The sequence below is a fragment of the Streptomyces sp. NPDC002092 genome, assembly GCF_053593775.1.
This window is the reverse complement of the sequence record NZ_JBSFDG010000018.1, coordinates 103,391-129,706: the sequence shown is the minus strand read 5'-3', so window position 1 is coordinate 129,706 and position 26,316 is coordinate 103,391. Positions and strand designations below refer to the sequence as shown.

Below are 26,316 nucleotides of genomic sequence, written 5' to 3'. Positions count from 1 at the left end.
CTGAAGAGTTCGCCGTACCGATGAACTTGTAAATGTCCTGACTCGTACTCCTTGGAGGGAGGCGGCGGACTGAGGAGGCGCCCCATGAAAGTCATCGGATCCGGACCACGCGAACCGTCCCGTACGCGGCGGCTACTCGCCCTGAGCGCCTGCCTGTCGGTGCTTCGCCTGATCACCGCCGCCGGACTGGCGGTGGACGCCTACGTGCATGCCGACCTCGCCGCGACCTACGACCCGGTCACCAGGACGATCAGTCAGGGCGACCTGTTCCGTGTCGAGGCAGGTGCCGCGGCACTGGCGGCCGTGTTGCTGGTCCTCTTCGGCAGGCGGCCCCTCGTGTGGGCTTTCGCGCTGCTGGTGGCTGCGGCCGGCCTCGCCGCGGTGCTGGTGTACCACTACGTCGACGTCGGCACGGTCGGGCCGCTGCCCAACATGTACGAACCTGTCTGGTATCCGGAGAAGACCCTCTCCGCTGTCGCCGAGGCGGCCGCGACGCTCACCGCTGCCGCTGGGCTGCTCCTGGCCCGCCGTCTGCGCACGCGTTCCCGTGAGAGCGGGGCGGTCCCGGCGGCCGTCGACGCACGATCGAGGTGATGTCCCATCACGCGAGGCGCGCGCCGCGCAGGAGCAGGAGGGCGACGTCGGAGGCGGCCAGACCCAGACAGGCGATGAAGGGGGCCCGGCTCCGCCCGGCCGGCCACAGGGCGACGGTGAGCGAAAGCGCGCAGGTCGCGGCGAGCCCGGCTCGTCCGGGGACGCCGACGGGTCCCGCCGGGCCCAGGACCAGCACGGCCGAGCCGGCGGCGAGCGCCGACGCCGCCAGCGTCCGCGCGCCGCGGAGGCCGCAGCGTTGGGGCAGGCCGCGGATGTTCACCGCGAGATCGTCGTCGATGTCCGGCAGTACGTTCGTGGCGTGGGCGCCCACTCCCAGCAGCGCGGCGCCGACCGGCGCCCACCAGTGCGGCCATGGGCCGCCCGGCAGGGAGAGGGTGACGAACGCGGGCAGCAGTCCGAAGGCGACCGCATACGGCAGCCACGACCAGGCGGTGCTCTTGACGCCGAGGTTGTAGCCCCAGGCCGCGGCCACGCCGATCAGATGGGCGCCGCCCGCCTGCCACCCGTTCGCGAGGGAGAGCGGCACACAGGCCACGAGGGCGCAGCCCGCCGCGATGGTCACCGCCCGCACCGAGGCCGCTCCGGTCGCCAGGGGCTTGTCGCCACGCGTGGCGGCCACGTCCCGGTCGACGTCGATCAGGTCGTTGCTCCAGCCCACTGACAACTGGCCGGTGAGCACCGCCGCCGCGATCAGCGCCGTACCGGCGCCGCCGCGCCCGGATGCGGCGGCCAGCGCGGTGACCACCGCGGTGACGGCCGCCGAGGGCACGGGGTGTGCAGCCTTCAGGAGATCGACCGCGCGTGCGGTTCCGCGGTGGCGAGGCCCAGCGGGGGCCGGGATCGACGACGTCTCGACGCTGTGCACGCCCCGAATGCTAGGCGCGGTCGGCTTGCTCCCACAGCTCCCACACCCGCGAAATGCCGCGCATGTGTGGCTTATGAGCATTTTTGTCGATCATCCCTATTCTTGCTGAATGACGCGTATCGCCGCCGTCCACGCAGTGCTGCCGGCTCATCGCTACCCCCAGCGCGAGATCACCGATGCGCTCGCGCTGATGCGCCTTCCCGGAGCCGGTGCCCCGAAGCGGGACCGTGGTGTGCTGGACCGGCTGCACGCCACAGCCTGTGTCCGCACCCGTCACCTCGCCCTGCCGCTGGAGCGGTACGCCCTGCTGGACGGCTTCGGCCAGGCCAACGACCTGTTCATCGAGGAAGGCCTGCGGCTCGGAGAGGAGGCACTGCGAGCCGCCCTGGACCAGGCCGGGCTCGTTCCGCACGAGGTGGACCTCGTCTTCGCCACCTCGGTCACCGGGATCGCGGCCCCGTCACTGGAGGCCCGGCTGGCCGGGCGCCTGGGGTTTCGCCCGGACGTAAAGCGCGTGCCGGTCTTCGGCCTGGGCTGCGCGGCCGGCGCCGCCGGGCTGGCCAGGGTGCACGATTACCTGGAGGGCCACCCGGACCAGGTCGCGGTGCTGCTCTCGGTCGAGCTGTGCTCCCTCACCCTGCAGCGCGATGACACCTCCGCGCAGAACACGGTGGCCGGTGCGCTCTTCGGCGACGGTGCCGCCGCGCTGGTCGCTGTCGGCCGGGGCCATCCCCGCGTTCAGGAGTACGCCGGACCTCAGGTGGTGGCCACCCGCAGCCGCCTGTACCCGGGCACCGAGGACGCCCTCGGCTGGGACATCGGCGACAGGGGATTCACGATCGTACTCCGCGCCGAACTGCCCGAACTGGTCCGGCTCCACCTGGGTGAAGAGGTGCGGTCCTTCCTGGCCGCACGCGACCTGAAGCCGGACGACATCACCGGCTGGGTCTGTCATCCCGGCGGCCCCAAGGTGCTGGAGGCGCTCCAGGAGACACTCGGCCTCGGACCCGACTCGCTGGAACTGACCTGGCGCTCCCTCGCCGAGGTGGGCAACCTCTCCTCCGCCTCCGTGCTGCACATCCTGCGCGACACCCTGGCCCTGCGTCCGCCCCCGGCCGGCACCCCCGGCCTGCTGCTGGCGCTCGGCCCGGGTTTTAGTTCCGAACTCGTACTCCTGCGTTGGTAGGTGACGGATGACCGGCTACACCGTGCTGATCCTGCTGGTGGCCGCCGAGCGGCTCGCCGAGCTCGTCGTCGCGCGCCGCAACGCCGCCTGGAGCCGCGCGCGCGGCGGCGTGGCGTACGGGGACGGCCACTATCCGGTGATGGTCGCCCTGCACACCGGACTGCTGGCCGGCTGCCTCGCCGAGACCTGGCTCGCCCCGCGCCCCTTCCAGCCGCTGCTCGGCTGGCCGATGCTGGCCCTCACGCTCGGGGCGCAGGCGCTGCGCTGGTGGTGCATCAGCACCCTCGGACCGCGCTGGAACACCCGCGTCATCGTCGTGCCCGGCCTGCCGCTGGTCAGCGCCGGTCCCTACCGGCTGCTGCGCCACCCCAACTACCTCGCCGTGGTCGTGGAAGGACTCGCCCTGCCACTGGTCCACGGGGCCTGGCTGACCGCGACCGGCTTCACCCTGCTCAACCTGCCCCTCCTGACCGTCCGGCTCCGCTGCGAGAACGCGGCACTGGCCCCGTCCGCCCCGCCCCCGGCCCCCGCGACTCCGCCATGCTCGACCTGCTGATCGTCGGCGGCGGGCCGGCGGGTCTCGCCACCGCGATCCACGCAGCCCGCGCCGGACTCGACGTGGCCGTGGCCGAGCCCCGGCCGACGCCGGTCGACAAGGCCTGCGGCGAAGGGCTGATGCCGGGCGCTGTGCGGGCCCTCGCCGAACTGGGCATCGCCCCGCCCGGGCACCCTCTGCACGGTATCCGCTACCTCGACGCCGCTGACGACACCCGGCGACACGCCGAGGCGGGCTTCCGCCGCGGCCCCGGCCTGGGGGTGCGGCGTACGGACCTGCACGCGGCGCTCGCCCGTCGGGCGGCGGAGCTGGGCGTCCCGGTACATCCGGTCAAGGTCGATCCGGTGACGGTCCGTCAGGACACCGGCAGCGTCACCGCGGCCGGGTTCACAGCCCGATACCTCGCTGCCGCCGACGGCCTGCATTCGCCCGTCCGCCGGCACCTCGGCCTGGACCTGCCCGACCCGCGCCCGTCCCGTTACGGGCTGCGCAGGCACTTCGCCCTCGCGCCCTGGACCGACCACGTCGAGGTCCACTGGTCCGGGCGAGCCGAGGCGTACGTCACCCCGCTGGGGCCCGAGTTGCTCGGTGTGGCCATCCTGACCTGCGAGCGGGCACCGTTCGACGTGCAACTCGCCGGCTTTCCGTCCCTGGCCGCCCGCCTGCCTGCGCACGCCTCCTCAGCCGTCCGCGGCGCGGGACCACTGCGGCAACGGGTCCGCGGCCGGGTGGCCGGCCGAGTCCTGCTGGTGGGCGATGCCGCCGGATACATCGACGCGCTCACCGGCGAAGGCATCTCGCTCGCCGTGGCCGGTGCCGCCCAGCTCGTCCGCTGCATCCGAGGTGACCGACCCCTGGACTACGAACAGGCCTGGCGCCGGGCCTCCCGCCGCCACCGTCTGCTCACCGACACCCTGGTACGCCTCCGTGCCCACCCGCGGCTCACCCACCTGATCGTCCCCACTGCGGTACGCCTGCCCTCCCTGTTCGCGGGGCTGGTCAACGGCTTGGCCTGAACCTTGCTGCGGTGGCTGCCCGCGCCCGCCTCCCAGCCGGGGCGGGCGCTCACGGGTCGCTGCCGGACGTGGCCGACCAGCCGGCGTCTCCGCAGGTCCGGCACCCACACCCAGTCGATCACTCGTTGACGCGGCCGACGCCACAGCGACCGCCGACGGCGGCGGGCTGGCCGTCACCCGTCTGCACCCGATCGTGGGCGGGGAGCAGATCGCGCATGCCTACAACGAGATCGCGCAGGTGGCGAGCCACCGCACGACATTCCTGGAGTGTACGGTCAACGGCCTTCCCGGCCTGGTGGCGGTACAGGACGGCACTATCGCGACCGTGTTCGCGTTCGCGATCGTGGGCGATCGGATCAGGCACATCTGGGCGGTGCGATACCCCGAGAAGCTCCGTCCCTGGCGGATCAGTTGACGAGCGGGGTGACGAGCGGTCCGAAACACCGCAGCGTTCGGACCGCGACAAGTACCGATCCCACAGCTCGAACACGCCTCAGTGCGGCCTCAACTCTCGGTCACCCGATGGACGCGACCACCACACACCCTCGCCCTGCGTGAGCCCCGGCAGCCGTAGCTCGACCTCGCGCACCCGGCGGGCCGCCAGCTCACCGGTGATCAGCCAGGACGACGAGCCGGCCGTGGTGCCGGTGAACTCCGCCCCGCGCGAAGCGAGTTCGGCGGTCACCGGAGCCAGCGCGTCGAGCGGGACCTCCGTCTCGAACGCATGGTACGGCTCGTACAGCCGGGTCCCCGACGCCTCCAGCGCACGGCGCAGCACGATCGGGGTGAGGCCGCGGAAGTCGGCCGCCGTGCTGATCGGCGAGCAGTAGCCGGAGCGGATCAGCGTCACCCGGTAGTCCGTCACCGGCGCCCCGGACAGCCCGGCCAGCATGCTCGTGTGCACCGTGTCCTCGATCGCCTGGTGGAAGGCGCGGGGGAGTGCGCCGAGTTCCGTCTCGTACGTGAACACCGCACCCGAGTCGCGCGGTCCGGGCTCCACGCGCAGCCCGATGGTCGCCCAGTACCGCGTGCCCAGGTGCCACGGCATCTCCGCGCCGGCTTCGCCCACCCTCCGCGGCCGCTCGAGGAACCGCACCCGGCCCGGTTCGAAGTCGGCCTCGACGCCGAAGTCCTGGGCGAGCGTCGCCGCGATCACCTCCATCTGGACCTCGCCGTAGAGGAGCAGCGCGGTGGCCCCCGCGGGCGCCGGCCCGGCGTGGATCAGCGGGTCCTGGTCGGCGAGGGCGAGGAGGGCCTTGCGCAGGTGCGCCGCCTGGCCGGGGCGGCGGGCACGGACCACGGTCTCCAGCGTCGGGGGCGCGAACTGCGGTGCACGTTCCGTGAGTTCACCGAGCCGGTCACCCACCCGCACCCCGCCGAGGCCGCCGATCGCCGCGATGTTCCCCGCGGTGAGCGCCCCGTCCCGGCCGATGACCTCAAGGCGGTTGACCCGTCCGGAGACCTCCGTGGTGCGGCCGTCGGCCTCGCGCCGCAGCAGGGTGAGGCGCTGACGCGGTGTCACTTCGCCGTCGTAGAGCCGCACATACGCCGTGCGTTCGCCGCCCGGGCCGGGACGTACCGCGAACACCGTGCCGCGCGGGCCGGTGCCCTCGGCCGACGGTGCCGGTGGAATCAGCCCGACCAGGCCCTCGACGAGCTCGGCGACACCCTGCCCGCCGAGGGCCGAGCCGAAGAAGACGGGGTGGAACGAGCCGTCGGCGGTCCGTGCGGCGAGCACCTTGCGCAGGTCGTCGGGCGTGGGCGCGGGGCCGTCGACGACCGCCGAGAGGACCTCCGGGTCGACCTCGGCGAGCGCCTCGGCCAGCTGCGGATCCCCGGGCGGGCGTACGATCACGCGGGCGTCGGCGGTGCCGATGCCCGTCACGTCCGAGAGCGGTGCGACGTACGGCGTCAGCCGCCGCCGGATGTCGGCCAGCAGGCCCGTGGACCGGGCGCCCGCACGGTCGATCTTGTTGACGAAGACGAGCGTGGGCAGCCGCAGCCGCCGCAGCGTCCTCATCAGCACCCTCGTCTGCGCCTGCACGCCCTCCACGGCGGACAGCAGCAGCACCGCCCCGTCCAGGACCTCCAGGGCGCGCTCGACCTCGGCGATGAAGTCGGAGTGGCCGGGGGTGTCGATGAGGTTGATCTGGGTGCCGCCGACGGTGAACGCGGCGACCGCGGAGCGGATGGTGATGCCGCGCTGCCGCTCGATCGCGCCGTCGTCCGTACGGGTGTCACCGCCGTCGACGCTGCCGAGCCGGTCGATCGCTCCGTAATCGAACAGCAGCCGCTCGGTGAGGCTGGTCTTACCGGCGTCGACGTGGGCGAGAATGCCGATGTTCAGGGTGTTCATGCGGGGTCGAGTCCTCGAGAACCGTGGGCCGATGGGGGCGCTGGTCGATTCCGAGGAGTCGGCGCATGGGATCTCCTGAGGTGAGGGACTCGGACCGGGACATCATGGCGCGCGGCCGGTGGCGCACCGCAACCGAATTTCCGCGGTCAGGAGCGCTCAGTAGCATGAACCCGTCCCCCGGAATGATCACGCGAGGAGCGGATCGTGCGAGACATCTCCGTGTTCAGCGGCAGCGCCCACCCCGACCTGGCCGCGGAGGTCTGCGCGCATCTCGGAGTGCCACTGAGCCCCACCCGGGTCAGCCGTTTCGCCAACGACTGTCTGGAGGTGCAGCTCCAGGCCAACTGCCGTGAACGGGACGTCTTCCTGATCCAGCCGCTGGTCCGCCCGGTCCAGGAACACCTCGTGGAACTGCTGCTGATGTGCGACGCGGCCCGCGGCGCGTCGGCGGCGCGGATCTCCGTGGTCATGCCGCACTACTCCTACGCCCGCTCCGACAAGAAGGACGCGCCCCGGATCTCCCTGGGCGGCCGTCTCGTCGCGGACCTGATGGTCGCGGCGGGCGCGAGCCGTGTCCTCGCCATGACGCTGCACTCGCCGCAGGTGCACGGCTTCTTCTCGGTACCGGTCGACCATCTGCACGCCCGGCGCGAGCTGGCCGCGTACTTCCGGCAGTACGACCTGTCCCGCACCACCGTCGTCTCGCCGGACCTCGGCAACGCCAAGGAGGCGGCCGCCTTCGCCCGGATGATCGGCGCCCAGGTCGCCGCGGGAGCCAAACAGCGGTACGCGGACGACCGGGTGTCCATCAGCTCCGTGATCGGCGAGGTCACCGACCGGGACGTCATCGTCCTGGACGACGAGATCGCCAAGGGCAGCACCGTCCTCGAACTCCTCGACCGCTTGCGCGAGTTGGGTCCGCGGTCGATCCGCGTCGCCTGCACGCACGGCCTGTTCGCGGCAGGGGCGCTCAAGCGGATCGGCGAGCAGCCCGACGTACTGGAGATCGTGTGCACCAACACCGTGCCGGTCCCGGAGGACGAGCGCACCGAGAAGCTGCGGATCCTGTCCATCGCCCCCGCCCTCGCCGAGGCCGTACGACGCATTCACAACGGGGAGTCCGTCAGCGCCCTGTTCGACGCGCCGCGAAGCGAATAGACATGAGGTAGCGAGCAACGCTCGGCATCACAGGGATGCTCAGGAGGGGTTGCAGTGGCGAAGGCGAAGTTCGAGCGGACCAAGCCGCACGTGAACATCGGCACGATCGGTCACATCGACCACGGCAAGACGACGCTCACGGCGGCCATCACCAAGGTGTTGCACGACAGGTTTCCCGACCTGAACCCGTTCACGCCGTTCGACCAGATCGACAAGGCGCCCGAGGAGCGGCAGCGCGGCATCACGATCTCGATCGCCCACGTCGAGTACCAGACCGAGCGCCGGCACTACGCGCACGTCGACTGCCCCGGACACGCGGACTACATCAAGAACATGATCACGGGCGCGGCGCAGATGGACGGCGCGATCCTGGTCGTGGCGGCCACGGACGGACCCATGCCGCAGACCAAGGAGCATGTGCTGCTGGCCCGGCAGGTGGGCGTGCCGTACATCGTCGTCGCCCTCAACAAGACCGACATGGTGGACGACGAGGAGATCCTGGAACTGGTCGAGCTGGAGGTGCGCGAGCTGCTCAGCGAGTACGAGTTCCCCGGCGACGACGTCCCGGTCGTCAAGGTCTCCGCCCTCAAGGCCCTGGAGGGCGACGAGCAGTGGACCCGGTCGGTGCTGGACCTGCTCGACGCCGTCGACACGGCGGTCCCCGAGCCGCAGCGGGATGTGGACAAGCCGTTCCTCATGCCGATCGAGGACGTCTTCACCATCACCGGCCGCGGCACCGTCGTCACCGGCCGGATCGAGCGCGGTGTGCTGCACGTCAACAACGAGGTCGAGATCATCGGCATCCACGAGCAGAAGACGAAGACCACCGTCACCGGCATCGAGATGTTCCGCAAGCTGCTCGACGAGGGCCGGGCCGGGGAGAACGTCGGACTGCTGCTGCGCGGCGTCAAGCGCGAGGACGTGGAGCGCGGGCAGGTCGTCATCAAGCCCGGCACGGTCACCCCGCACACGGAGTTCGAGGGGCAGGCGTACATCCTGTCGAAGGACGAGGGCGGCCGGCACACGCCGTTCTTCGAGAACTACCGCCCGCAGTTCTATTTCCGCACCACGGACGTCACCGGTGTGGTGACCCTGCCCGAGGGCACCGAGATGGTCATGCCGGGCGACAACACCAGCATCCATGTCGTGCTGATCCAGCCCATCGCCATGGAGGAGGGCCTGAAGTTCGCCATCCGTGAGGGCGGCCGGACGGTCGGCGCGGGTCAGGTCACCAAGATCCTCAGGTAGGGAGCGTCATAATGACTCGGACGTGGCCTCGGGCTGTCCCAGGGCCGCGTCCAGGGTCGGGTGTGCGGGCAGCAGCCGGGTCAGTCCGGTGACCCGCATGATGCGCAGGGCGAGCGGGTGCGTGCAGACGAGCCGCAGCTCGCCGTCCTGGTCGAGGACCCGGGCGCGGGCCCGGTAGAGCAGGCGTAACCCGGAGCAGTCGAAGAAGTCGACCGGCCGCAGGTCGATCACCAAGCGGACCTCGGGGCGTGCCGTCACCCGGTCCAGAACGGGGGCGATCTCCACGGCCGCGGCGATGTCGATCTCGCCGCGGAACTCCAGCACCGTATGGCCCCGGTCCTGGTGGACACGCAGATGCCGGGTCAGCGGTGCGGGCTCCTGGTGCACGACGACATCGCCTCCAACCTGCTCCGCCCTGCAAGTTACCCTCGGTGGAGTGAATTTGAGCATGTTCGATTGACATATGTCTTCGAATTGCGATGAAGGACTCCTGCGGGGGGCGTGACCGGCCTACGACAGTGCGTGCCAGGCCTTGGAGAGTGCCTGGCGCAACTGCTCGGTCTGGTGCGCCGTGAGATCCCGGACCATCCGCTCCTCCAGTTCCCGCACGGGTGCCGCGAACTGCTCCAGCAGCTCCCGCCCGGCGCCCGTCAGCAGGATCAGCAGCTCGCGCCGGTTGCGTGGATTGCGCTCCCGGCGCACCAGCCCGCGGCCCTCCAGGGACCGTACGAGATCGGCGATGGACTGGGCGGTGACGAACGAGTCGCGGGCGAGCTGTGCGGCCGAGAGTCCGTCGTGCCGCTCCAGAACGGTGAGCGCGGTGTACTGCAGCGCGGTGATCCCGGACGGCTTGACCAGCTCGTCCAGGTGCGAGCGCACCACCAGCTCCACCTGCTTCACCATGTAGAGCAGGGACGGGGACGTCTTGGTCGCCTGGGTGTCGAGCATGAGTTCAGACTAGAGCATTGACAGGAAACCTGTCTGTAATGAGACTGCGAACCAACAGGAATCCTGTTTGTTGAAAGCTTGGCAATGAGGCTGAGGAGTGGTGATGACCGCCTTCGAGATCGAACCCGGACGGCTGTTTGTCGGGGGCCAGTGGCGCGAGGCCGCCGACGGAGCGCGCACCGAAGTGGTCGACCCGTCCCGGGGCGCGGTCGTCACCACCGTCGCGGAGGCGGGCGCCGCCGACGTGGACGCGGCCGTGCGCGCCGCCCGGGAGGCCTTCGACGGCGGCGCCTGGTCCGGGCTGAGCGGCCGCGAGCGCGGCCGGATCCTGCACCGCGTCGCCGAGCTGATCCGCGAGAACGCCGACGAACTCGCCCACCTGGAGAGCCTTGACGTCGGCAAGCCCATCTCGCTGTGCCACGCCGTCGACATCACCAACGCGGCCAACGACTACGAGCACTTCGCCGCCCTCGCCTACTCCCTGGACGGCGCGGTCCGCGACACCCCGATGAACGCGCTCGCGTACACCAAGCGAGAGCCGATCGGCGTGGTCGCCGCGATCACGCCCTTCAACTTCCCGCTGATCCTGGCCGGTTCGAAGATCGGCCCCGCCCTCGCGGCCGGCAACACCGTGGTGCACAAGCCGGCCGACGAGACCCCGCTCAGTGCCCTGTACATGGCCAAGCTGCTCCAGCAGGCGGGAGTCCCCGACGGCGTCGTGAACGTCGTCACCGGCACCGGCCCGGTCGCCGGCGAGGCGCTGCTGCGCCACCGTGGGGTCGACAAGGTCGCCTTCACCGGGTCCACCGCGATCGGCCGCCATGTGGCGAGCACCGCGGGCGAGGCCCTCAAGCCCGTCACCATGGAACTCGGGGGCAACGCCGCCCACATCGTGTTCGAGGACGCCGACCTGGAGAAGGCCGTCGGCGCGATCATCAAGGCCTTCGTCTTCAACACCGGCCAGTTCTGCATGGGCGGTCCGCGCCTGCTGGTGGCCCGCCCCGTCCACAGCACCCTGCTCGGCATCCTCGCCGAGGCCGTGCCCGGCGTACCGGTCGGCGACCCGCGCAACCCCGAGACCGTCGTCGGACCGATGGCGGGGGAGAAGCACCTGAAGAAGGTCGAGGAGTACGTCGACATCGCCCGCAAGGAGGGCGGCCGCATCGTCTGCGGCGGCGAACGGCTCGACCTCGACGGCGGCTACTACTACCGGCCCACCGTCATCGCCGACCTGTCCAACGACTCCCGGGTCGTCCAGGAGGAGATCTTCGGCCCGGTCCTGACCGTGCAGCCCTTCGACAGCGAGGACGAGGCCGTCGAACTCGCCAACTCCACGCCGTACGGCCTGGCTTCGGGGATCCAGACCAGCAACCTCGCCCGCGCCCACCGCATCGCCGACCGCCTCCAGGCCGGCATCGTCTGGATCAACGACTGGGCCATGCTCGACCCCGCGGTGCCCTTCGGCGGCGTCAAGGACTCCGGCTTCGGCCGTGAGTACGGGCCCGAGGCCCTCGCCGCCTACACCAAGGTCAAGTCCGTCGTCGTCTCGCTCGACTGAACCCACACGGCTCAACTCGCCCGAGAACCAAGGGAGTTCGTACGATGTCCATCCCCACCCGCGCTGCGGTCGTCGAGTCGGGCGGAGCGCCCTTCACCCTCGCCGACGTCGAGCTCGACGAGCCCGGACCTCACGAGGCGGTCGTCCGCATGGTGGCCACCGGTCTGTGCCACACCGACCTCGGGGTCGCGAGCGGCGGTCTGCCCTTCCCGCTGCCGGGCGTGCTCGGCCACGAGGGCGCCGGTGTCGTCGAGGCCGTCGGATCGGCCGTCACCGGCATCGCGCCCGGCGACCACGTCGTGCTGTCCTTCACCTCCTGCGGGGAGTGCCGCAACTGCCACGGCGGCCACCCCGCCTACTGCGCGACCTGGCTGCCGCTGAACCTGATCGGCGGCCGCCGCGCCGACGGCACCAGCACCATCAGCCGGGACGGCAACCCACTAGGCGGCCACTTCTTCGGCCAGTCCTCCTTCGCCGAGCGGGCGCTGGTGGACGAGCGCAGCCTCGTCAAGGTCGACGCGGACGTACCGCTGGAGTCGATCGCACCGCTGGGCTGCGGCGTGCAGACCGGAGTGGGCGCCGTCTGGAACGTGCTGAAGCCCGTGACGGGCAGCACGATCGTCGTCCTCGGCGCAGGAGCCGTCGGCCTGTCAGCCGTGATGGCCGCCGCGCTCACCCCCGCCACCCGTATCGTCGCCGTCGACAGGGTCGGCGAACGCCTGTCCCTGGCCAAGGAGTTGGGCGCCACCCACACCGTCAACGTCGGCGAGGCCGACCTCGGTGAGGCACTCGCTGAGATCACCGGCGGCCAGGGCGCCGACGGCGTCGTCGAGACCACGGGCAGCGTCGCCGTGCTGCGCCAGGGCGTCGACGCGCTCGCCGCGCGCGGCACGCTGGTCGTCGTGGGAGCCCCGCCCTTCGGCAGCGAAGTCGCCTTGGACGTCAACGGGCTGCTGGGCGGCAAGCAGGTCGTCGGCCTCACCCTGGGCGACGCCGAGACGCAGTCTTTCATCCCGTCCCTGGTGCGGCTGGTGAAGGAGGGACGGCTCCCGCTGCACCGCCTGATCAGCACTTATCCGTTCGCGGACATCGACCAGGCGGTGCGGGACATGGGCGCGGGCAAGGCGATCAAGCCCGTGCTGACGTTCTGACTCAGTCGACGGTCAGGACCAGCTTCCCCGTGGTCCGGCCGGTGTCGCCGAGCCTGTGCGCCTCGGCGGCATCGGCAAGGGGGAAGGTGCCGGCGATCGCGGGGCGCAGCTTCCCCGCCTCCACCAGCTCCGCGATCGCCTTGAGGCCGCTGTGCGAGGCGTCCACCAGCATGCGCAGCGCCCGGACACCGAGCCGCTCGGCCTCCTCGTCGAAGTCCTCCGAACCGACGGGCAGGATCGAGACGACGATCCCGCCGGGACGCAGCACGCGCAGCGAGTTCGTCGAGGTGTCCCCGCCGATGGTGTCCAGGACGACGTCCACGTCCTTCACGGCCTCGGTGAAGTCCGTCTCCCGGTAGTCGATCGCCTCGTCCACCCCGATCTCTCGAAGGAAGTCGTGCTTGCCGGCGCTCGCCGTACCGATCACATACGCGCCGCGCGCCTTGGCGATCTGCACGGCCACATGCCCGACCCCGCCCGCCGCCGCGTGGATCAGCACCCGCTGTCCCGGCCGGACGTCGGCGTACTCCACCAGGGCCTGCCAGGCGGTCAGGGAGACCAGCGGCAGCGCGCCCGCCTGGGTGTGGTCGATCGAGGCCGGCTTGTGCGCGAACCAGCGCGCCGGGCCGGTGACGTACTCGGCGTGCGAGCCGTGGCCGAACGGGTACGACAGCATGCCGAAGACCTCGTCGCCGGGCTTGAACCGGGCCACGCCGATCCCGACGGCCTCGACCGTGCCGGAGACGTCCCAGCCCAGGACGAAGGGCGGTTCGCCCAGGAAACCGCCGTTCGCGCGGTGCTTCCAGTCGGTCGGGTTGACGCCGGCGGCGCGCACGCGGACCAGCACCTCGTTCGTACGCGGCTCGGGGCGCGGCAACTGCACTTCCTTCAGGACCTCGGGACCGCCGAGGACGTCCTGGCTGATGGCTCGCATCGTGTTCACATCGCTCATGGTCACCCAGCCTGCCGGGGTCCGACCGACAAGAAAATGGCACGATTGCCAACCTTCGATAAGATCGTGCCATGACTGGTGAGCGGCAGGTGGAACGGGTCGTGGTGCTGGCCCTGGACGGCGTGTACCCCTTCGAGCTGGGTATCCCCAGCCGGATCCTCGGCGCCGCCGACGGCCGGTACGAGGTGCTGACCTGCAGCGTCGACGGCCAACCGGTGCGCACCTGCGCCGACTTCACCATCGGAGTCGAGCACGGTCCGGAGATCCTGGCCACGGCCGACACGGTGGTGGTCGCCTCCATGACCCCCTCGCGCATCCCCACCGAACTGCCCGCGGAGCTCGCCGCCGCCCTCGCCCTCATCCGCCCGCAGGCACGGATCGTCTCCATCTGCACGGCTGCCTTCGTCCTCGCGGCGGCGGGCCTCCTGGACGGCCGGAGGGCCACCACGCACTGGCAGGTGACCGACGCGTTCCGGCGGCGCTACCCGCACGTGGACCTCGACCCGGACGTCCTCTTCGTCGCCGACGGCCGCATCCTCACCTCTGCGGGAGCCGCCTCCGGCGTCGACGTCTGCCTGCACATCGTGCGCACCGACCACGGCAGCGAGCTGGCCAACTCCGTGGCCCGCCGCTGCGTCGTACCGCCGTTCCGGGACGGCGGCCAGGCCCAGTACATCGAGCAGCCGGTGCCCGAGAGCGGTGCCGCGAGTACCGCCGCGACCCGCGCCTGGGCCCTCGGACGCCTCGACGAACCGCTCACCCTGTCCGACCTCGCCGCGCACGCCCGGATGAGCCTGCGCACCTTCGCCCGCCGCTTCAACGAGGAGGTCGGCCTCAGCCCCGGCCGCTGGATCGTCCAGCAGCGCGTGATCCGCGCCCGGCACCTGCTGGAGTCCAGCGACCTGTCCGTCGACCAGATCGCCGGCCGCGTCGGCTTCGCAACGGGCGCCTCCCTGCGCCAGCATCTGCACGCCGCGATCGGCGTCTCTCCGCAGGCCTACCGGCGCACCTTCCAGACCGCCGCCCGCTAGACGCGAACGTTCCGCCGGCCGGCACAGCAAACGCGTGGCACGGTTTCCCGAGGCGCCCTACAGCGGGCCGCTGTCCGTACCCGTGAAGCATGTCGACGAGGACAGCGTTCGTGCTCTGCGGATCGGCGGGCCGGGCGCTGGAGTGTGACGGGCAGATCTATTCCGGCGGCGGCAGCGCCCCATGGAGCAAGGACGACGGCGGCGGGACGCCCAAGGAGGGCCTCAGGGCCTACTCCGGGATCGGCATGCTCACCTCTCCGTACGACGGAGACGTCCGGATGCCCGCCTACGCCCACGACACCGGATACCGCGTCCACGACCGGCAGTTGTGGCTCACCGGCGATCCGGGCAGGGCGTACGCCCGCACGCCCGACGGCGTCGAGGCCTGGCCGCTGGTGAAGGCCGGCATGGGCTGCAAGTGAGCCGCCGTCACCGGCTCGCGTGCAGGGCGACCAGCAACTGCCAGACGTCGTCGGCGATGTGAGCCGCGTCACCCTCGAGAAGGCCGTGCAGCCAGTCGGCCAGCACGCCCGCGAAGGTGGCGGCCACCGCCGACGCGACCAGCGGTGCGTCCGCCGCGCCCGCTCGTTCGCGTTCGCGGAGGCTGTAGGCGCGCAGGTCCTGGTGCAGCACCCCGCCGAGGGGGCCGCCGCCGCCCGGGGTCAGCAGTTCCCGGTACAGGCCGGCATGCGGGGAGAGCGAGGCGAAGAACTCGGCCAGCGCGGGCGGCGCATGCACCGGGTCCGGGCGGCCCTGCCACGAGTGCAGCGCCTCCACGGCCTCCCGGACCACGTCCGCGCAGGCGTCGACGGCCAGCGCCTCCAGGCCGTCGTAGTGGACGTAGAAGGTGGCCCGTCCGACACCGGCCCGCCGTACCAGCGCCGCCACCCCCACCTCCGCGAGGGGCCGCTCGGCGCACTCCGCGAGCAGCGCCTCCCGCAGCCGCGCCCGGGTGCGCGCGGCCCGCGGGTCATGGGGCGCGCGGCGGGTCACTGCGCGATCAGGACGGCGGCCAGGGCGAGCGCGCCGGGCAGCGCCTGCGCGAACAGGATGCGGCGGTTGGCGGTGAGGGCGCCGTAGACGCCTGCGACCACGACGCAGCACAGGAAGAACACCTGGGCGCGGAAGCCCGTCGGGTCCGCCGCGATCAGACCCCAGACCAGACCGGCCGCGAGAAAGCCGTTGTAGAGCCCCTGGTTGGCGGCCATCGGCGCGGTGGCCCGCGCCATCTCGCGGTCGAAGCCGTGCAGCGCGCGCCCGGGCTTCTTCTGCCACAGGAACATCTCCATCACCAGGATGTAGGCGTGCAGGGCGGCCACCAGACCGACCAGTATGTTCGCGACCGTTTCCATTGCGAGGCTCCGTCATTCTTGTTTCGACTTCCTGGACAGGTGTCCACTATAGCGGGACAGGTGTCCAGGAAGTGTCACTGTCAGTGCCCGCCGATAGCCTGCGGGCATGACTGACCGACAGGTGATCGTGCGGCGCGCTCGCGCCGAGGACATACCGGGCCTCGTCGCCTCCAGCGCCGGGTTGTTCGCCGAGGACGGCGGCACGCGGGACAGCAGCGTGAACGTCGACTGGCCGCGCGAGCACGGCGCGCAGTCGTTCGCCGCGGCCCTGGAGGACCCGGCGCGACTCGTCCTCGCGGTGGAGCACGGCGGACAGGTCGTCGGACACCTGACGGGATCCGTCACCGGGCCCACGGAGAAGCGGACCGTCACCTCCGCGACCCTGGTCAGCATCCACGTCCGACCCGAGCACCGGCGCGCCCGCGCCGGAGACCGGCTGGTGGAGGAGTTCCTGGACTGGGCCAGGCGGCAGGGAGCCGAGTACGCCGAGGTGACCGCCTACGCGACGAACGCGGACGCCATCCGCTTCTACGAGCGGGGCGGCTTCACCGCCATGACGGTCACCCTGCGCCAGTCCCTGTAGCGCCGCGGCGCAGCTCCAGGGCGCGCAGGGCCAGCTGCATCTCGAACTGGGCTGCCGGGTCGTGCAGTCGGGAGCCGAACAGCTCGTCCAGCTGGCGCATGCGGTAGCGCACCGTCTGGGGGTGCACGGCCAGCCGGACGGCGACCTCGCTGGCGTTGTGGCCGCACTGCAGCCAGCTGAGCAGGGTCTCCGCCAGGCGCTCGCGCTGCGGCGGCCGCACCTGCTCCAGCGGGCGCAGCCGGTGCTCGGTCATGGCGTCGATCAGGGCGTCGTCGCGCAGAAGCAGCAGCGTGGCCAAGTGGTCCTGGCAGCGCACCATTTCACCGCCCGGGAGCACGCCCCGCCGCACCAGGTCCAGCGCCTCGGACGCCCAGCGCAGTGATCGCGCACCCTCCTGCAGGGCCACCGTCGGGCCCATCGCGGCCCGCCGACCGTGCAGCGCTCCGGCCACCGATCGCGCCCGGCCGGGCCCCTCCGGGTCCGGGACGACCAGCACGGCCGGCTGGACGTCGAAGCGGGCGAGGAACTCCGGCGCCACGATCGGCTGCCCGCCCGCCTGCGGGCGGTGGTCGATCGCCACCACCGCGAGCGCGCGCGGCACCGGCCAGCGTGCGCTGTGCGCGAGGTCCGCGATGGCCTCCGCGGAGGCCGGCGGATCCGCGGTGAGCAGGTCGAGCAGCCGGGTACGCCGCTGCTGCAGCTCACCGGCCGCGTGCAGCCGCGCCTCCGTGTAGCCGGCGGTCGTCGCTGCCGCCATCTCGTCCAGGTGCAGAAACAGTGCCTCGCCGAAGGCCGCCAGGACATTGCGCGGCAGCAGATCCGCGTCGACCAGCGCATTGACCCGTCGCCACGTCACCCGCGCGCCCAGCCGAAGCGCCGACTGGAACGAGTCGAGGCTGCGCCCCTCCTCGGCCTCCCCGCGGCCGATGCGCTGATACGTCGCCTTCACCGGCTTCCAGTCCGTGTCCGGCTTCGCCATCCGCTCCAGGAAGCCCTGCAGCGCATGGTCCACGCCGCGGTGCACACCCTGCATGTACGTGTCGTCGGCGGGGCGTGCGTACTCGGGGATCTCGGTCCTGATCGCCCGTACGACCTCCTCGGTGATGTCGGCGAAGAACGGTCTGAGGTGGTGGTGCAGGCCTGCCGGCAACGCGTTGAACGGACCGCGCGGTTCCTCCACCGGCACAGCGGCTCTCTTCGGCACGGCCGCGACGATACCCGTGGGTAATCCGTCAAGGCTTATCAACGGCGGACAGTCATGGACAGGTTAATTGTCATCACCTGACAAGTTCGCAGGTCCGTAAAGGGATTTGTCGATGTGTGTGTCGCTGTCTGAGAGTGATGGAACCCTCACTTCCGTCGGCTGTTCGAGGTTGATCCTTTCGGGTTCAAACCCGATAAGCTCCTGTGCGGCGCTGCGAGTTGACTCGATCGCGATCGGTCGTCCCGTGGTGCTTCACGCATCAGTGCGCTTCCCCTTGCACACCCCCCTGTTCGTTCGTGTTGCTTGTAAGGATGCAGATGGAACTCGCCACTCCGCCGCCGGCGGCGCGGGCCCCTGTCGCCTGGTACAGCTGGTGGTTGATGCCGCTGGCCTTAGGAGGCGGGACGGTTGCCGCCACGTTCATGAGCTCCGAGCGAATCGCCGCCGGTGCCGCGGGCATCGCGGCCACTGCCGCAAGCGCCGTGTGCGTACGGCTGCTGCTCCGCACCCGCACGCAGCTGAGCGCCGGCGAGAGCTCCTTCCGCGCCATGCAGGCCGAGCACTCGCAGCAGTGGCAGCAGCATGTCGCGGGCCTGGAGCGGAAGTACGCCGCCGAGCGCGGTTCGCTGGAGGCCCGGCTGGGCGATCAGTCCGGCGCCTACGAGGCGCGGCTGGCGGAGCAGAGCTCGACGTACGAGGCCCAACTGACCGAACAGGCACGGGCCTTCGAGGGACGCCTCGCCGACCAGGCCAAGTCGTACGAGGCCCAGATCGCCGACCAGGCCGAGGTCTGGCGGGAGCAGCTCGCCCACCAGCACGACGCGGTGGCCCGCCTCGCCAACGAGCAGCTGCCCGACGCGCTCAAGCAGCTGCGCGCCGGTGAGGCCATCGACGACCTGCTGCCCGAGCCCGGCCAGTGCGCCAAGGTCAGCGCCGACCTGCAGGCCGAACTGCGCAAGGTGCTGCGCACCGCCCTGATCGGCGTCGAGGAGGAGTTCAACCGCTCCACCACCGCCGAGCAGGCCGTGATCAGCATCGGCAACCGCATCCACGTGCTGACCAGCAAGCTCCGCGGCCGGCTGCACGAGATGCAGGGCGAGCACGGCCGGCTGCCGGCCGTCGCCCGCGGTCTGATGGAGCTGGACCAGGAACTCGGCCCCGCCGACTCCCTCGCCGCGAGCATCGGCGTGCTCGGCGGCTCGGACCGCCCGGGCCGGCAGTGGCAGGAGCCGCAGCGTCTGCTCAGCGTGGTGCGTGGCGGTATCGGCCGGATCAAGGACTTCCACCGTGTCGAGGTCCGTCATCTGCCCGAACTCGGCGTCGACGGCGGTCTGGTGGACCACCTGACGCTGATCTTCGCCCAGCTGCTGGACAACGCGGCCCGCTACTCGCCGCCCAGCGAGCCCGTGCTCGTCTCTGGCAAGGAGGTGCCCAACGGCGTCGGCATCGAGATCCAGGACTCCGGCAAGGGCCTGAGCGAGGAGAAGAAGCGCGAGGCCGAGGAGGCCCTCACCGGCACCGCGGCCGGTCCCGGCATCGGCGGGATCTCCGAGGACGCCAACATCGGTCTGCGCGTGGTCGGCGCCCTCGCTCGCCGCTACGGCATCCGCGTCACCTTCGCGGACTCGCCCTGGCTCGGCACTTCGGTGGTGGTCGTGGTCCCGCACAAGTACTTCAGCCCCCTTCCCACGGCTGCTGCGACGACTGCCACGACCACGGCGTCGACCTCGGTGGCCCCGCCCGCGGCGGCTGCGCCGGTGTCGGCGGCGGCGTCCGCCCAGCCGGTGGCCGAGCCTTCCGAGGCGGTGGAGACCACTCCCGGCGGACTGCCCCGGCGCCGCAGCAAACGGCACGAGGGGGAGGGCACGGCGCGGCCCCAGCCGGCCGAACGTACCGAGGAGACGACGGTCTCCGCCGTCCCGCCGGACGCCTCGTTCACCGGCCTGGCTGCCTTTGCCACCGCCGGCCGCGAGGCAGACGAGGAGTCCACCACGGAGGACACGCCGCCTTTCGGCAGCCGGTCCACCGAGCACCGCACTGAAGAGAGCGACTAGTCCACATGACGCAACAGGGAACCGACGTGAGCTGGGCGCTGCGCGATCTGGTGGAGTCCATCCCCGAGATCCGCTTCGCGCTCGTGGCCTCCAGCGACGGCAAGGCCATCACCTCCTTTGGCGCCGAAGACCCCGACGACGTGGACCGGTTCGCGGCCGTGGTGGCCGGCCTGCAGGCGCTGGCCCAGCCGGTCGCCGAGCAGTTCCCCAGGTATGCGGGGCAGCTGCGGCTGGCCATGATCGAGGTCGACGGCGGCCACCTCTTCGTCGTACGGGCCGGTGTGGAGACGTATCTCGGGGTCCTGGCCCGCGAAGGCCTCGACCAGGGGCTGCTCGGACACCAGATGAGGGACCTGGCCCGGAGGATGGGCGAGCTCCTCGGCACCACTCCGCGCCTGGAGGAGCACTCTGGATGAGTGCTCCCCGCAGGCCCACGGACCCGTCCGGTCTCGAGCGCTACTACGTCCTCACCGGGGGGCGCAGCGGACCGGGCGGTTCGGCGTCGAGTCTCGACGTGGCGACCCTCATCGTCTCCCTGGCCGCCCCCGCACCGGGTATGCAGCACGAACACGAGGACATCCTCCGGCGCTGCCGCGAACCGCTGTCGGTGGCCGAACTCGGCGCCCATCTGGGACTGCCCTTCAACATTCTCGCGGTGCTGCTGGCGGATCTGCTCGAGGCAGGCCGCGTCGAAGCCCGTGACCCCATCCCGGCGCACGGTGCCGGTCGCGGGCCCGACCTCGCGCTCCTTGAGGAGGTACTCAGTGGACTTGAACGGCTTTGATCACCCTGGCCGCCCGGCAGCCGGCGGCACCCGCTCGGTGAAGGTGATGATCGCCGGCGGCTTCGGCACCGGGAAGACCACCATGGTCCGCTCGGTCAGCGACATCAAGCCGCTGACCACCGAGGAGACGCTCACCCAGGCAAGCGCCGACGTCGACCATCTCATCGGCGTCGCCGACAAGACGGAGACCACCGTCAGCCTGGACTTCGGCAAGATCAGCCTCAACGACAGCCTGATGCTGTACCTGTTCGGCACGCCGGGACAGGAGCGCTTCTGGTTCCTGTGGAACGGACTGTTCAAGGGCGCGCTCGGCGCGGTGGTCCTGGTCGACACGCGGCGCCTGGCCTCCAGCTTCCGGGCCATCGAGGAGATGGAGCGGCAGAACGTCCCGTTCGTCGTCGCCCTGAACGTCTTCCCCGACTCCAAGGACTATCCGGTCGAGGAGATCCGCGACGCCCTGGACATTCCCGAGAGCATCCCGGTCGTGGCCTGCGACGCCCGCGACCGTGCCTCCAGCCGTGACGTGCTCGTCACGCTGATACGCCATCTGAAGGACCGCTCCGCCGTCGCACTGGAGTCCCGATGAACGCCCAGACCTTAAACGGCCCCGACGCGCCCCGCGGGTGCCCCGTCGCGCACGGCGGGGCGGAACTCGCGCGGCTGTACGGCCCGGACGCGGCCACTGACCCGCAGGCCATCTACGAGCGGCTGCGCAAGGAGCACGGCTCCGTCGCGCCGGTGCTGCTGGAGGGTGACGTTCCGGCCTGGCTGGTGCTGGGCTACCGGGAGAGTCGGCGGGTGCTCGACAATCCCAGCCAGTTCCCCCGGGACGCGCGGACCTGGCGGGACTGGCAGGAAGGACGGATCGCGGAGACCTCTGCGCTGGTTCCTATGCTCGCCTGGCGTCCTGACTGCGTGTCCCAGGACGGCGAACCGCACCGGAGGCTGCGCGGCGCCGTCAACGACGTGCTGCAGGCCGCTGTCGGACGCGGTATCCGGCGCCACGCCACGCACTTCGCCAACAAGCAGATCGACGGGTTCGCGGCCGACGGCCGCGCCGATCTGGTGGCGGACTACGCCGATTATGTGCCGATGCTCGTGATGAGCCGCGTTCTGGGGCTCGCCGAGGCGCAGGGGCGCCGGCTGGTCGAGGCCTGCTCGGGGGTGCTCAGGGGCGGCGCGGAAGCCCTGGTGCACGACGGCGTGATCAGGGAGATCCTTCGTGAACTCGTCGAGCGCAGACAGTCCGAACCCGGCTCCGACCTCGCCAGCGACCTGCTGGAGCATCACGCGGCTCTCGACCACGACGAGGTCGTCGACCACCTGCGCATGGTGATGATCGCCGCGGCCGTCACGACCAACCTGTTGGCCCGGGTGCTGGGGCTGGTCCTGACCGACCCCTCCCGGCTCTCCGGGCTGATCGGCGGTCAGCTGAACATCTCGGCGGTGATGGAGGAGGCCATGTGGAACTCTCCGCCGCTATCCGTACTGCCGGGGCGCTTCGCCGCCGGGGACGTCGAACTGGGCGGCCATCGCATTGAGGGGGGCGACCTGCTCGTTCTCGGTCTCGCCCCGGGCAACTTCGACCCCGAGATCCGGCCCGACCCGCATGTCTCGGTGGCGGGCAACCAGGCGCACCTGGCGTTCGGCTCGGGCCCGCACGAATGCCCCGGGCAGAGCATGGGGCAGTCCATGATCGAGATCGCGGTGGACGTCCTGTTGCACCGGCTGCCGGGCCTGCGGCTGGCAGTGGAGGCGGACGAGCTCACGTCGACCGCCTCCACCTGGGAGTCCCGGCTGGACAGACTGCCGGTCGAGTTCCCGGTGTGAGCGCGCTGCTGCCCGGCCGGAAGCCGGCCGGGCAGCAGCGTTTTCTCATGCGCCGGCCGGTCGTCCCTCAGCCGTCGAGCCAGTCGCCCGTGACGCTCGTGGGACGGTGTCCCGTGGCGTTCCAGATGAAGTGCGGGTGGGCGCAGCCGAACATGTAGGAGAGCAGCGCGGTGTCCTCCCTCCCGGTCTGAGGGTCGTACAGGGTGGAGAACATTTCGGATCCGACTGCGCCGGCGTCCTGTTGGACCTGCCGAGCGCGGTCCGGGGACGGCGCGTCCATGGATGCCTCCACGGCGGCGATGTAGGTGCGTCGCAGGATCTCCCATGCGCTGCCGGTGTTGCCCTGCCAGGGGCCGTGCAGTGCTTCGAAGGCATGGAGCTCGGCGTCGAAGAGGGGCCAGGTCCGGGGGAACTGGGCTCGGCAGAGTGCGGACAGCTCGGCGGTCCGGGGGCTCAGAGCCGGTGCGGTGGGCCGCGGGGCGAGGGTGAGGGTGGTGCCGTGGGTGAGGATGCCGGCGCATGAGTTGGGCTGCAGGTCGCAGAGCGGGCACTCTGCGGCCGGCGGCAGGCCCTGGGTGATGCCGTCGAACCACAGGGCGTGGCGGCCCGTGAGCCCCAGCCAGACGATGGTGCTGTTCATCAGCCAGGTGTTCCACATCGCGTGGTGTGCCTCGGGCATGCACCCGTACTTGATCAGGGCGATCGTGCAGGCGGCGTAGAGGGCCTTGGTGTGGGTGGGTATGTCGGCGAGCCAGAAGTTGCTGATCTCGCCGGTGAGGGAGTCGACTCGTACGTCGGCCATGTCGTCGACGATGCGGCACAGCAGCAGGGAGGCGAGGTGTTCCTCCTGCCAGAGTTCGGTGTCGGGTGAGACGTGCCAGAACAGGCAGTCCAGCATCTGCAGGGCCGAGTAGGCGCTCTGGCTCAGCGGGTTGGTCTGGGGGAGCGTGACGCTGCCCGCGTGGTGCTGCTGGAGCCAGTACTCGTCGGCGGAACGCTTGTGGGCCGCGTAGAGTCCGCAGACCAGGGCCCGTGCGCTGTTGGTGCTGAAATTCTCGGCCAGGCGGCCTTCGACGAGTCGGATGACGCTCGCGGTGTCGATGGTGTCGATCACGCGCTTGTACTCGTGGAAGACGAGGATGTCGTCTTCGAAACGGTGGCGGAGGCCAAGGTCTCGTTCAAGGTCGTTCAACTGACGGACCCAGATCCATCCGGCGGTCAGGACGCTGTCGAGTTCCTCGCGGTACGGCCAGGCCTTGACGGTGAGGGGACGACCGGCGCTCTGCCGCCAGTTGTAGTCACCCAGCGTGCGCGCGGGGGGTGTGGGCAGCCGACGGCACAGCGGGCAGGTGCAGGCTGTTGTCTGCTCCTCCTCACGCGCTGGGGTGAGCGCCCGGCTCCGCCAGGCCCCCTCCAGCATCGTGCAGGTCAGTCGGCAGATCTCGATATCGGTGCTGACCTGGGGGAAGGCCGCTTCGATCATACGCAGGCCGGCATCGAGGTGCCGCAACCTGGCGTAGCCCTCCTCGTCGGGCGGGAGAAACGCGGGTTGCGCCAGGTGGAGGGCTCCCGCCACTTGCAGCGTGGTACTGGAGCGGGGGGAGCCGAGGTCTTCCAGCCGCTGCTGAGCGGCGTTCCGGCTCCTGCGGTACTCCTCAGTGCTCCCCTTGACATGCCTCTCCAGGAGGCGGGCCAGGGCGTTCGCCGCCTCCGTGGGCTGGAGCTGGGCGCTCGGCTGCGCCGGGATCAGGGCGGACGCCTGCGAAACAGTACCTGCGACTCGGGATTTCACACCGGTCTCCCATCAAGGTGCGGACATTCAAGCTGTGGACATGACAAAGAATCGATCGGCGCTGGTGATCGGCCGATCGTGTCCGAGAGTTTTCTGTGCCTTCTGTGACGGCCTCGCCGGTCGCCTGTGCGGCCGGTCAGGCGGAGCGCAACCGCCGGATGCGGGGTGCGCTACAGCTGGAGGAAGGCCAGGGAACCCCATGAAGTCTGCTGATGGGGGTGTCGAAGGGGAGATCGAACGTGACGTCCTGAGGCATGCGCTTCCTTCCGGGAGACGGCGATGCAGAGTCCCCCCGGCCCTGCGAACGGGTGGCCGAAATGGCCACCCGTGCCCTCGAACTGAGCTTCTATGGCCGAAAGTTGAACCGAGAAGCGATACGAGGCTGCCCAGAGCGTAAATGATCTACGCGTGACCTCACCGTGATGTGCGTTACTGCTTACGCCTCATGAGCTGCGTACACTGCCTCCCCTCCCACATAGGTCAGGTCCACCCCCGTCTGTGCGATCGCCTCGCTCGGCCCGTCGAACGGGTCACGGTCAAGCACCACCAGATCGGCCAGTGCGCCGGCCTGGATCCGGCCGGTGTCGTCCAGGTGGTTCACATGGGCCGATCCCGCGGTGTACGCGGTCAACGCCTCGGCGAGCCCGATGCGTTCGCCCGGCAGGAACACCGGGGCGCCGTCGCCGTCGGGGGCCACGCGGTTGACGGCGACATGGATCCCCTGCAGCGGGTCGGGGCTGCTGACCGGCCAGTCGCTGCCCGCCGCGAGCCGCGCCCCGGAGCGCAGCAGCGCACCGAACGGGTACTGCCACGCGGCCCGTTCGGCCCCCAGGAAGGGGATGGTCAGCTCGTCCATCTGCGGTTCGTGGGCGGCCCACAACGGCTGGATGTTCGCCGTCGCGTCGAGCCGGGCGAAGCGCGCCACGTCGTCGGGGTGCACGACCTGAAGGTGCGCCAGATGCGGCCGGGTGTCGCTCGGCCCGTTCGCGGTGCGCGCCGCCGCGACGGCGTCCAGGGCGTCGCGTACGGCCCGGTCGCCCAGCGCGTGAAAGTGGCACTGGAAGCCGAGGGCATCCAACTCGGTCACGTACGTAGGGAGTTGGCCGCTGTCGATGAAGCTCTTGCCGCGATTGGCGGTGGCGCAGCCGCACTTGTTCAGATAGGGATCGAGCAGGGCGGCCGTGCCGTTCTCGGCGACCCCGTCCAGCATCAGCTTCACCGAGCCGGCCCGGAACCGGCCGCAGCTCAACTCTGTCCGCCTCTCGACGAGTTCGGGAATCTGCTCGGCCCCGCGCTCACGGTCCCACCACAGCGCACCCACGACACGAGCGGTCAGTGAACCGTTTCGCGCCGCTGCCAGATACGCCCCCGAGGGGTCGTCCATGCCGAGGAAGTCCCCGACCAGCGCGTCCTGCCAGGCCGTGATGCCGAGCGCATGCAGATGGCGCTGCGCGTGCAGCAGCGCCGCCAGCCGGTCGGCCGCGGTGGCCGGGGGAGTGAGCCGCCCGACGAGCTGCATCGCCCCCTCCTGCAGGGTGCCGCTCGGTTCACCCGCAGCGTCCCGCTCGATGCGCCCGTCGGCCGGATCGGGAGTGTCGCGGCCGATGCCCGCCAACTCCAGGGCACGGCTGTTGACCCAGGCGCCGTGGTGGTCACGGTTGGGCAGGTACACGGGCCGGTCGGGGACGACGGCGTCCAGGAGTTCCTTGGTCGGCGTACCTCCCTCGAAGGCCTCCATGGACCAGCCGCCGCCGAGGATCCACTCCCGCTCGGGATGTGTGTCGGCATACGCACGGACCGCGGCGAGCGTCTCGTGTGCCGTCCGGGCGCCGGTCAGATCGCACTGGCTCAGTTCCAGCCCCGCCGGGATCGGGTGGACGTGCGCGTCCTGGAAGCCCGGCAGCAGCAACCGCCCGGCCAGGTCGACCACTTCGGTCCGCGGCCCGGCGAGATCGTGGACCTCGTCGTGCCCGACGGCGGTGATGCGGTCGCCGGTGACGGCCACGGCGGTGGCGGTACGGCCCTCGGGGGTGAGGACCGGACCGCCGGTGAAGAGAAGGTCTGCGTGCATGTTCCG

27 protein-coding genes are annotated in these 26,316 nt (G+C 70.9%); 17 read left to right on the top strand and 10 right to left on the bottom strand.

Annotation, left to right across the window (positions count from 1 at the left end; translation table 11 throughout):
• Window positions 1-84 precede the first annotated feature (84 nt).
• On the top strand, window positions 85-594 hold the full coding sequence (locus ACWCRD_RS35145; protein ID WP_450969771.1) for a hypothetical protein: 510 nt from the start codon (window positions 85-87) through the stop codon (window positions 592-594).
• A gap of 7 nt (window positions 595-601) precedes the next feature.
• On the opposite strand, the gene ACWCRD_RS35140 is transcribed toward ACWCRD_RS35145, so the two are convergent.
• Window positions 602-1,480, bottom strand: coding sequence for a UbiA family prenyltransferase (locus ACWCRD_RS35140; RefSeq protein WP_450969770.1), 879 nt, complete (start codon window positions 1,478-1,480; stop codon window positions 602-604).
• A 109-nt stretch (window positions 1,481-1,589) separates the two neighbouring features.
• On the opposite strand from ACWCRD_RS35140, the gene ACWCRD_RS35135 reads away from it, so the two are divergent.
• From ACWCRD_RS35135 to ACWCRD_RS35120, 4 genes are all read left to right on the top strand, one after another.
• Window positions 1,590-2,666, top strand: coding sequence for a type III polyketide synthase (locus ACWCRD_RS35135; RefSeq protein ID WP_450969769.1), 1,077 nt, complete (start codon window positions 1,590-1,592; stop codon window positions 2,664-2,666).
• A 7-nt stretch (window positions 2,667-2,673) separates the two neighbouring features.
• Complete coding sequence (locus tag ACWCRD_RS35130) at window positions 2,674-3,222, top strand: isoprenylcysteine carboxyl methyltransferase family protein (RefSeq protein WP_232646491.1); 549 nt, start codon at window positions 2,674-2,676, stop codon at window positions 3,220-3,222.
• Window positions 3,207-4,238, top strand: a complete 1,032-nt coding sequence (locus tag ACWCRD_RS35125; protein WP_450969768.1) for an NAD(P)/FAD-dependent oxidoreductase — start codon at window positions 3,207-3,209, stop codon at window positions 4,236-4,238. The genes ACWCRD_RS35130 and ACWCRD_RS35125 overlap by 16 nt, the downstream gene beginning before the upstream one ends.
• A gap of 193 nt (window positions 4,239-4,431) precedes the next feature.
• Window positions 4,432-4,653: a hypothetical protein gene (locus ACWCRD_RS35120; RefSeq protein ID WP_450969767.1), complete on the top strand. Its 222-nt coding sequence runs from the start codon at window positions 4,432-4,434 to the stop codon at window positions 4,651-4,653.
• 78 nt (window positions 4,654-4,731) lie between these two features.
• On the opposite strand, the gene otr(A) is transcribed toward ACWCRD_RS35120, so the two are convergent.
• Window positions 4,732-6,594: a tetracycline resistance ribosomal protection protein Otr(A) gene (gene otr(A), locus ACWCRD_RS35115; protein WP_450969766.1), complete on the bottom strand. Its 1,863-nt coding sequence runs from the start codon at window positions 6,592-6,594 to the stop codon at window positions 4,732-4,734.
• Window positions 6,595-6,798: 204 nt separating this feature from the next.
• Here otr(A) and ACWCRD_RS35110 point away from each other — a divergent pair, with 204 nt between their 5' ends.
• Together ACWCRD_RS35110 and tuf are read left to right on the top strand one after the other, a co-directional pair.
• Entirely contained in the window at window positions 6,799-7,752 is a 954-nt protein-coding gene (locus ACWCRD_RS35110; protein ID WP_398959201.1) for a ribose-phosphate diphosphokinase, read from the top strand.
• 54 nt (window positions 7,753-7,806) lie between these two features.
• The gene (gene tuf, locus ACWCRD_RS35105; protein WP_450969765.1) at window positions 7,807-9,000 is read left to right on the top strand and encodes an elongation factor Tu; all 1,194 of its coding nucleotides are present in this window, start codon (window positions 7,807-7,809) and stop codon (window positions 8,998-9,000) included.
• Window positions 9,001-9,006: 6 nt separating this feature from the next.
• On the opposite strand, the gene ACWCRD_RS35100 is transcribed toward tuf, so the two are convergent.
• Together ACWCRD_RS35100 and ACWCRD_RS35095 are read right to left on the bottom strand one after the other, a co-directional pair.
• Window positions 9,007-9,387, bottom strand: coding sequence for an anti-sigma factor antagonist (locus ACWCRD_RS35100; protein ID WP_450969764.1), 381 nt, complete (start codon window positions 9,385-9,387; stop codon window positions 9,007-9,009).
• Between the two features lie 123 nt (window positions 9,388-9,510).
• Window positions 9,511-9,948, bottom strand: a complete 438-nt coding sequence (locus ACWCRD_RS35095; RefSeq protein ID WP_450969763.1) for a MarR family winged helix-turn-helix transcriptional regulator — start codon at window positions 9,946-9,948, stop codon at window positions 9,511-9,513.
• A 103-nt stretch (window positions 9,949-10,051) separates the two neighbouring features.
• Here ACWCRD_RS35095 and ACWCRD_RS35090 point away from each other — a divergent pair, with 103 nt between their 5' ends.
• Together ACWCRD_RS35090 and ACWCRD_RS35085 are read left to right on the top strand one after the other, a co-directional pair.
• On the top strand, window positions 10,052-11,506 hold the full coding sequence (locus ACWCRD_RS35090; protein ID WP_450969762.1) for an aldehyde dehydrogenase family protein: 1,455 nt from the start codon (window positions 10,052-10,054) through the stop codon (window positions 11,504-11,506).
• A gap of 44 nt (window positions 11,507-11,550) precedes the next feature.
• Window positions 11,551-12,657, top strand: coding sequence for an NAD(P)-dependent alcohol dehydrogenase (locus ACWCRD_RS35085; protein ID WP_450969761.1), 1,107 nt, complete (start codon window positions 11,551-11,553; stop codon window positions 12,655-12,657).
• A gap of 1 nt (window position 12,658) precedes the next feature.
• Here ACWCRD_RS35085 and ACWCRD_RS35080 read toward each other — a convergent pair whose 3' ends face one another.
• Window positions 12,659-13,609, bottom strand: a complete 951-nt coding sequence (locus ACWCRD_RS35080) for an NADP-dependent oxidoreductase (RefSeq protein ID WP_450969760.1) — start codon at window positions 13,607-13,609, stop codon at window positions 12,659-12,661.
• Between the two features lie 71 nt (window positions 13,610-13,680).
• On the opposite strand from ACWCRD_RS35080, the gene ACWCRD_RS35075 reads away from it, so the two are divergent.
• The gene (locus tag ACWCRD_RS35075) at window positions 13,681-14,640 is read left to right on the top strand and encodes a GlxA family transcriptional regulator (protein WP_450969759.1); all 960 of its coding nucleotides are present in this window, start codon (window positions 13,681-13,683) and stop codon (window positions 14,638-14,640) included.
• 89 nt (window positions 14,641-14,729) lie between these two features.
• Window positions 14,730-15,062 carry a hypothetical protein gene (locus tag ACWCRD_RS35070; protein ID WP_450969758.1) on the top strand — a complete coding sequence of 111 codons (333 nt, stop codon included), beginning with the start codon at window positions 14,730-14,732 and terminating at the stop codon, window positions 15,060-15,062.
• 7 nt (window positions 15,063-15,069) lie between these two features.
• Here the strand turns inward: ACWCRD_RS35070 and ACWCRD_RS35065 are convergent, their stop codons facing one another.
• Window positions 15,070-15,633 carry a TetR/AcrR family transcriptional regulator gene (locus ACWCRD_RS35065; protein WP_450969757.1) on the bottom strand — a complete coding sequence of 188 codons (564 nt, stop codon included), beginning with the start codon at window positions 15,631-15,633 and terminating at the stop codon, window positions 15,070-15,072.
• A complete protein-coding gene (locus ACWCRD_RS35060) occupies window positions 15,630-15,992 on the bottom strand; it encodes a DUF1304 domain-containing protein (RefSeq protein ID WP_450969756.1) in 363 nt (120 codons plus the stop codon). The genes ACWCRD_RS35065 and ACWCRD_RS35060 overlap by 4 nt, the downstream gene beginning before the upstream one ends.
• A 106-nt stretch (window positions 15,993-16,098) precedes the next feature.
• On the opposite strand from ACWCRD_RS35060, the gene ACWCRD_RS35055 reads away from it, so the two are divergent.
• Entirely contained in the window at window positions 16,099-16,575 is a 477-nt protein-coding gene (locus tag ACWCRD_RS35055; RefSeq protein WP_450969755.1) for an N-acetyltransferase family protein, read from the top strand.
• Here ACWCRD_RS35055 and ACWCRD_RS35050 read toward each other — a convergent pair.
• Entirely contained in the window at window positions 16,553-17,779 is a 1,227-nt protein-coding gene (locus ACWCRD_RS35050; RefSeq protein ID WP_450969754.1) for a PucR family transcriptional regulator, read from the bottom strand. The genes ACWCRD_RS35055 and ACWCRD_RS35050 overlap by 23 nt on opposite strands.
• 317 nt (window positions 17,780-18,096) lie before the next feature.
• Between ACWCRD_RS35050 and ACWCRD_RS35045 the strand changes: the two genes are divergently transcribed.
• From ACWCRD_RS35045 to ACWCRD_RS35025, 5 genes are read left to right on the top strand one after another with little or no spacing between them, the layout of a single operon-like run.
• Window positions 18,097-19,833: an ATP-binding protein gene (locus ACWCRD_RS35045; protein ID WP_450969753.1), complete on the top strand. Its 1,737-nt coding sequence runs from the start codon at window positions 18,097-18,099 to the stop codon at window positions 19,831-19,833.
• Between the two features lie 5 nt (window positions 19,834-19,838).
• A complete protein-coding gene (locus ACWCRD_RS35040; protein ID WP_099933429.1) occupies window positions 19,839-20,249 on the top strand; it encodes a roadblock/LC7 domain-containing protein in 411 nt (136 codons plus the stop codon).
• The gene (locus ACWCRD_RS35035) at window positions 20,246-20,617 is read left to right on the top strand and encodes a DUF742 domain-containing protein (RefSeq protein WP_390697695.1); all 372 of its coding nucleotides are present in this window, start codon (window positions 20,246-20,248) and stop codon (window positions 20,615-20,617) included. Before ACWCRD_RS35040 ends, ACWCRD_RS35035 begins: the two co-directional genes overlap by 4 nt.
• Window positions 20,598-21,203 carry a GTP-binding protein gene (locus tag ACWCRD_RS35030; RefSeq protein ID WP_344401300.1) on the top strand — a complete coding sequence of 202 codons (606 nt, stop codon included), beginning with the start codon at window positions 20,598-20,600 and terminating at the stop codon, window positions 21,201-21,203. The genes ACWCRD_RS35035 and ACWCRD_RS35030 overlap by 20 nt, the downstream gene beginning before the upstream one ends.
• The gene (locus ACWCRD_RS35025) at window positions 21,200-22,447 is read left to right on the top strand and encodes a cytochrome P450 (RefSeq protein ID WP_450969752.1); all 1,248 of its coding nucleotides are present in this window, start codon (window positions 21,200-21,202) and stop codon (window positions 22,445-22,447) included. The genes ACWCRD_RS35030 and ACWCRD_RS35025 overlap by 4 nt, the downstream gene beginning before the upstream one ends.
• A gap of 67 nt (window positions 22,448-22,514) precedes the next feature.
• Here the strand turns inward: ACWCRD_RS35025 and ACWCRD_RS35020 are convergent, their stop codons facing one another.
• Both ACWCRD_RS35020 and ACWCRD_RS35015 read right to left on the bottom strand, forming a co-directional pair.
• Entirely contained in the window at window positions 22,515-24,239 is a 1,725-nt protein-coding gene (locus ACWCRD_RS35020) for a hypothetical protein (protein ID WP_450969751.1), read from the bottom strand.
• Window positions 24,240-24,675: 436 nt separating this feature from the next.
• Window positions 24,676-26,310 (bottom strand): amidohydrolase, encoded by a 1,635-nt coding sequence (locus tag ACWCRD_RS35015; RefSeq protein WP_450969750.1) that lies wholly within the window; start codon window positions 26,308-26,310, stop codon window positions 24,676-24,678.
• Window positions 26,311-26,316: the final 6 nt, after the last annotated feature.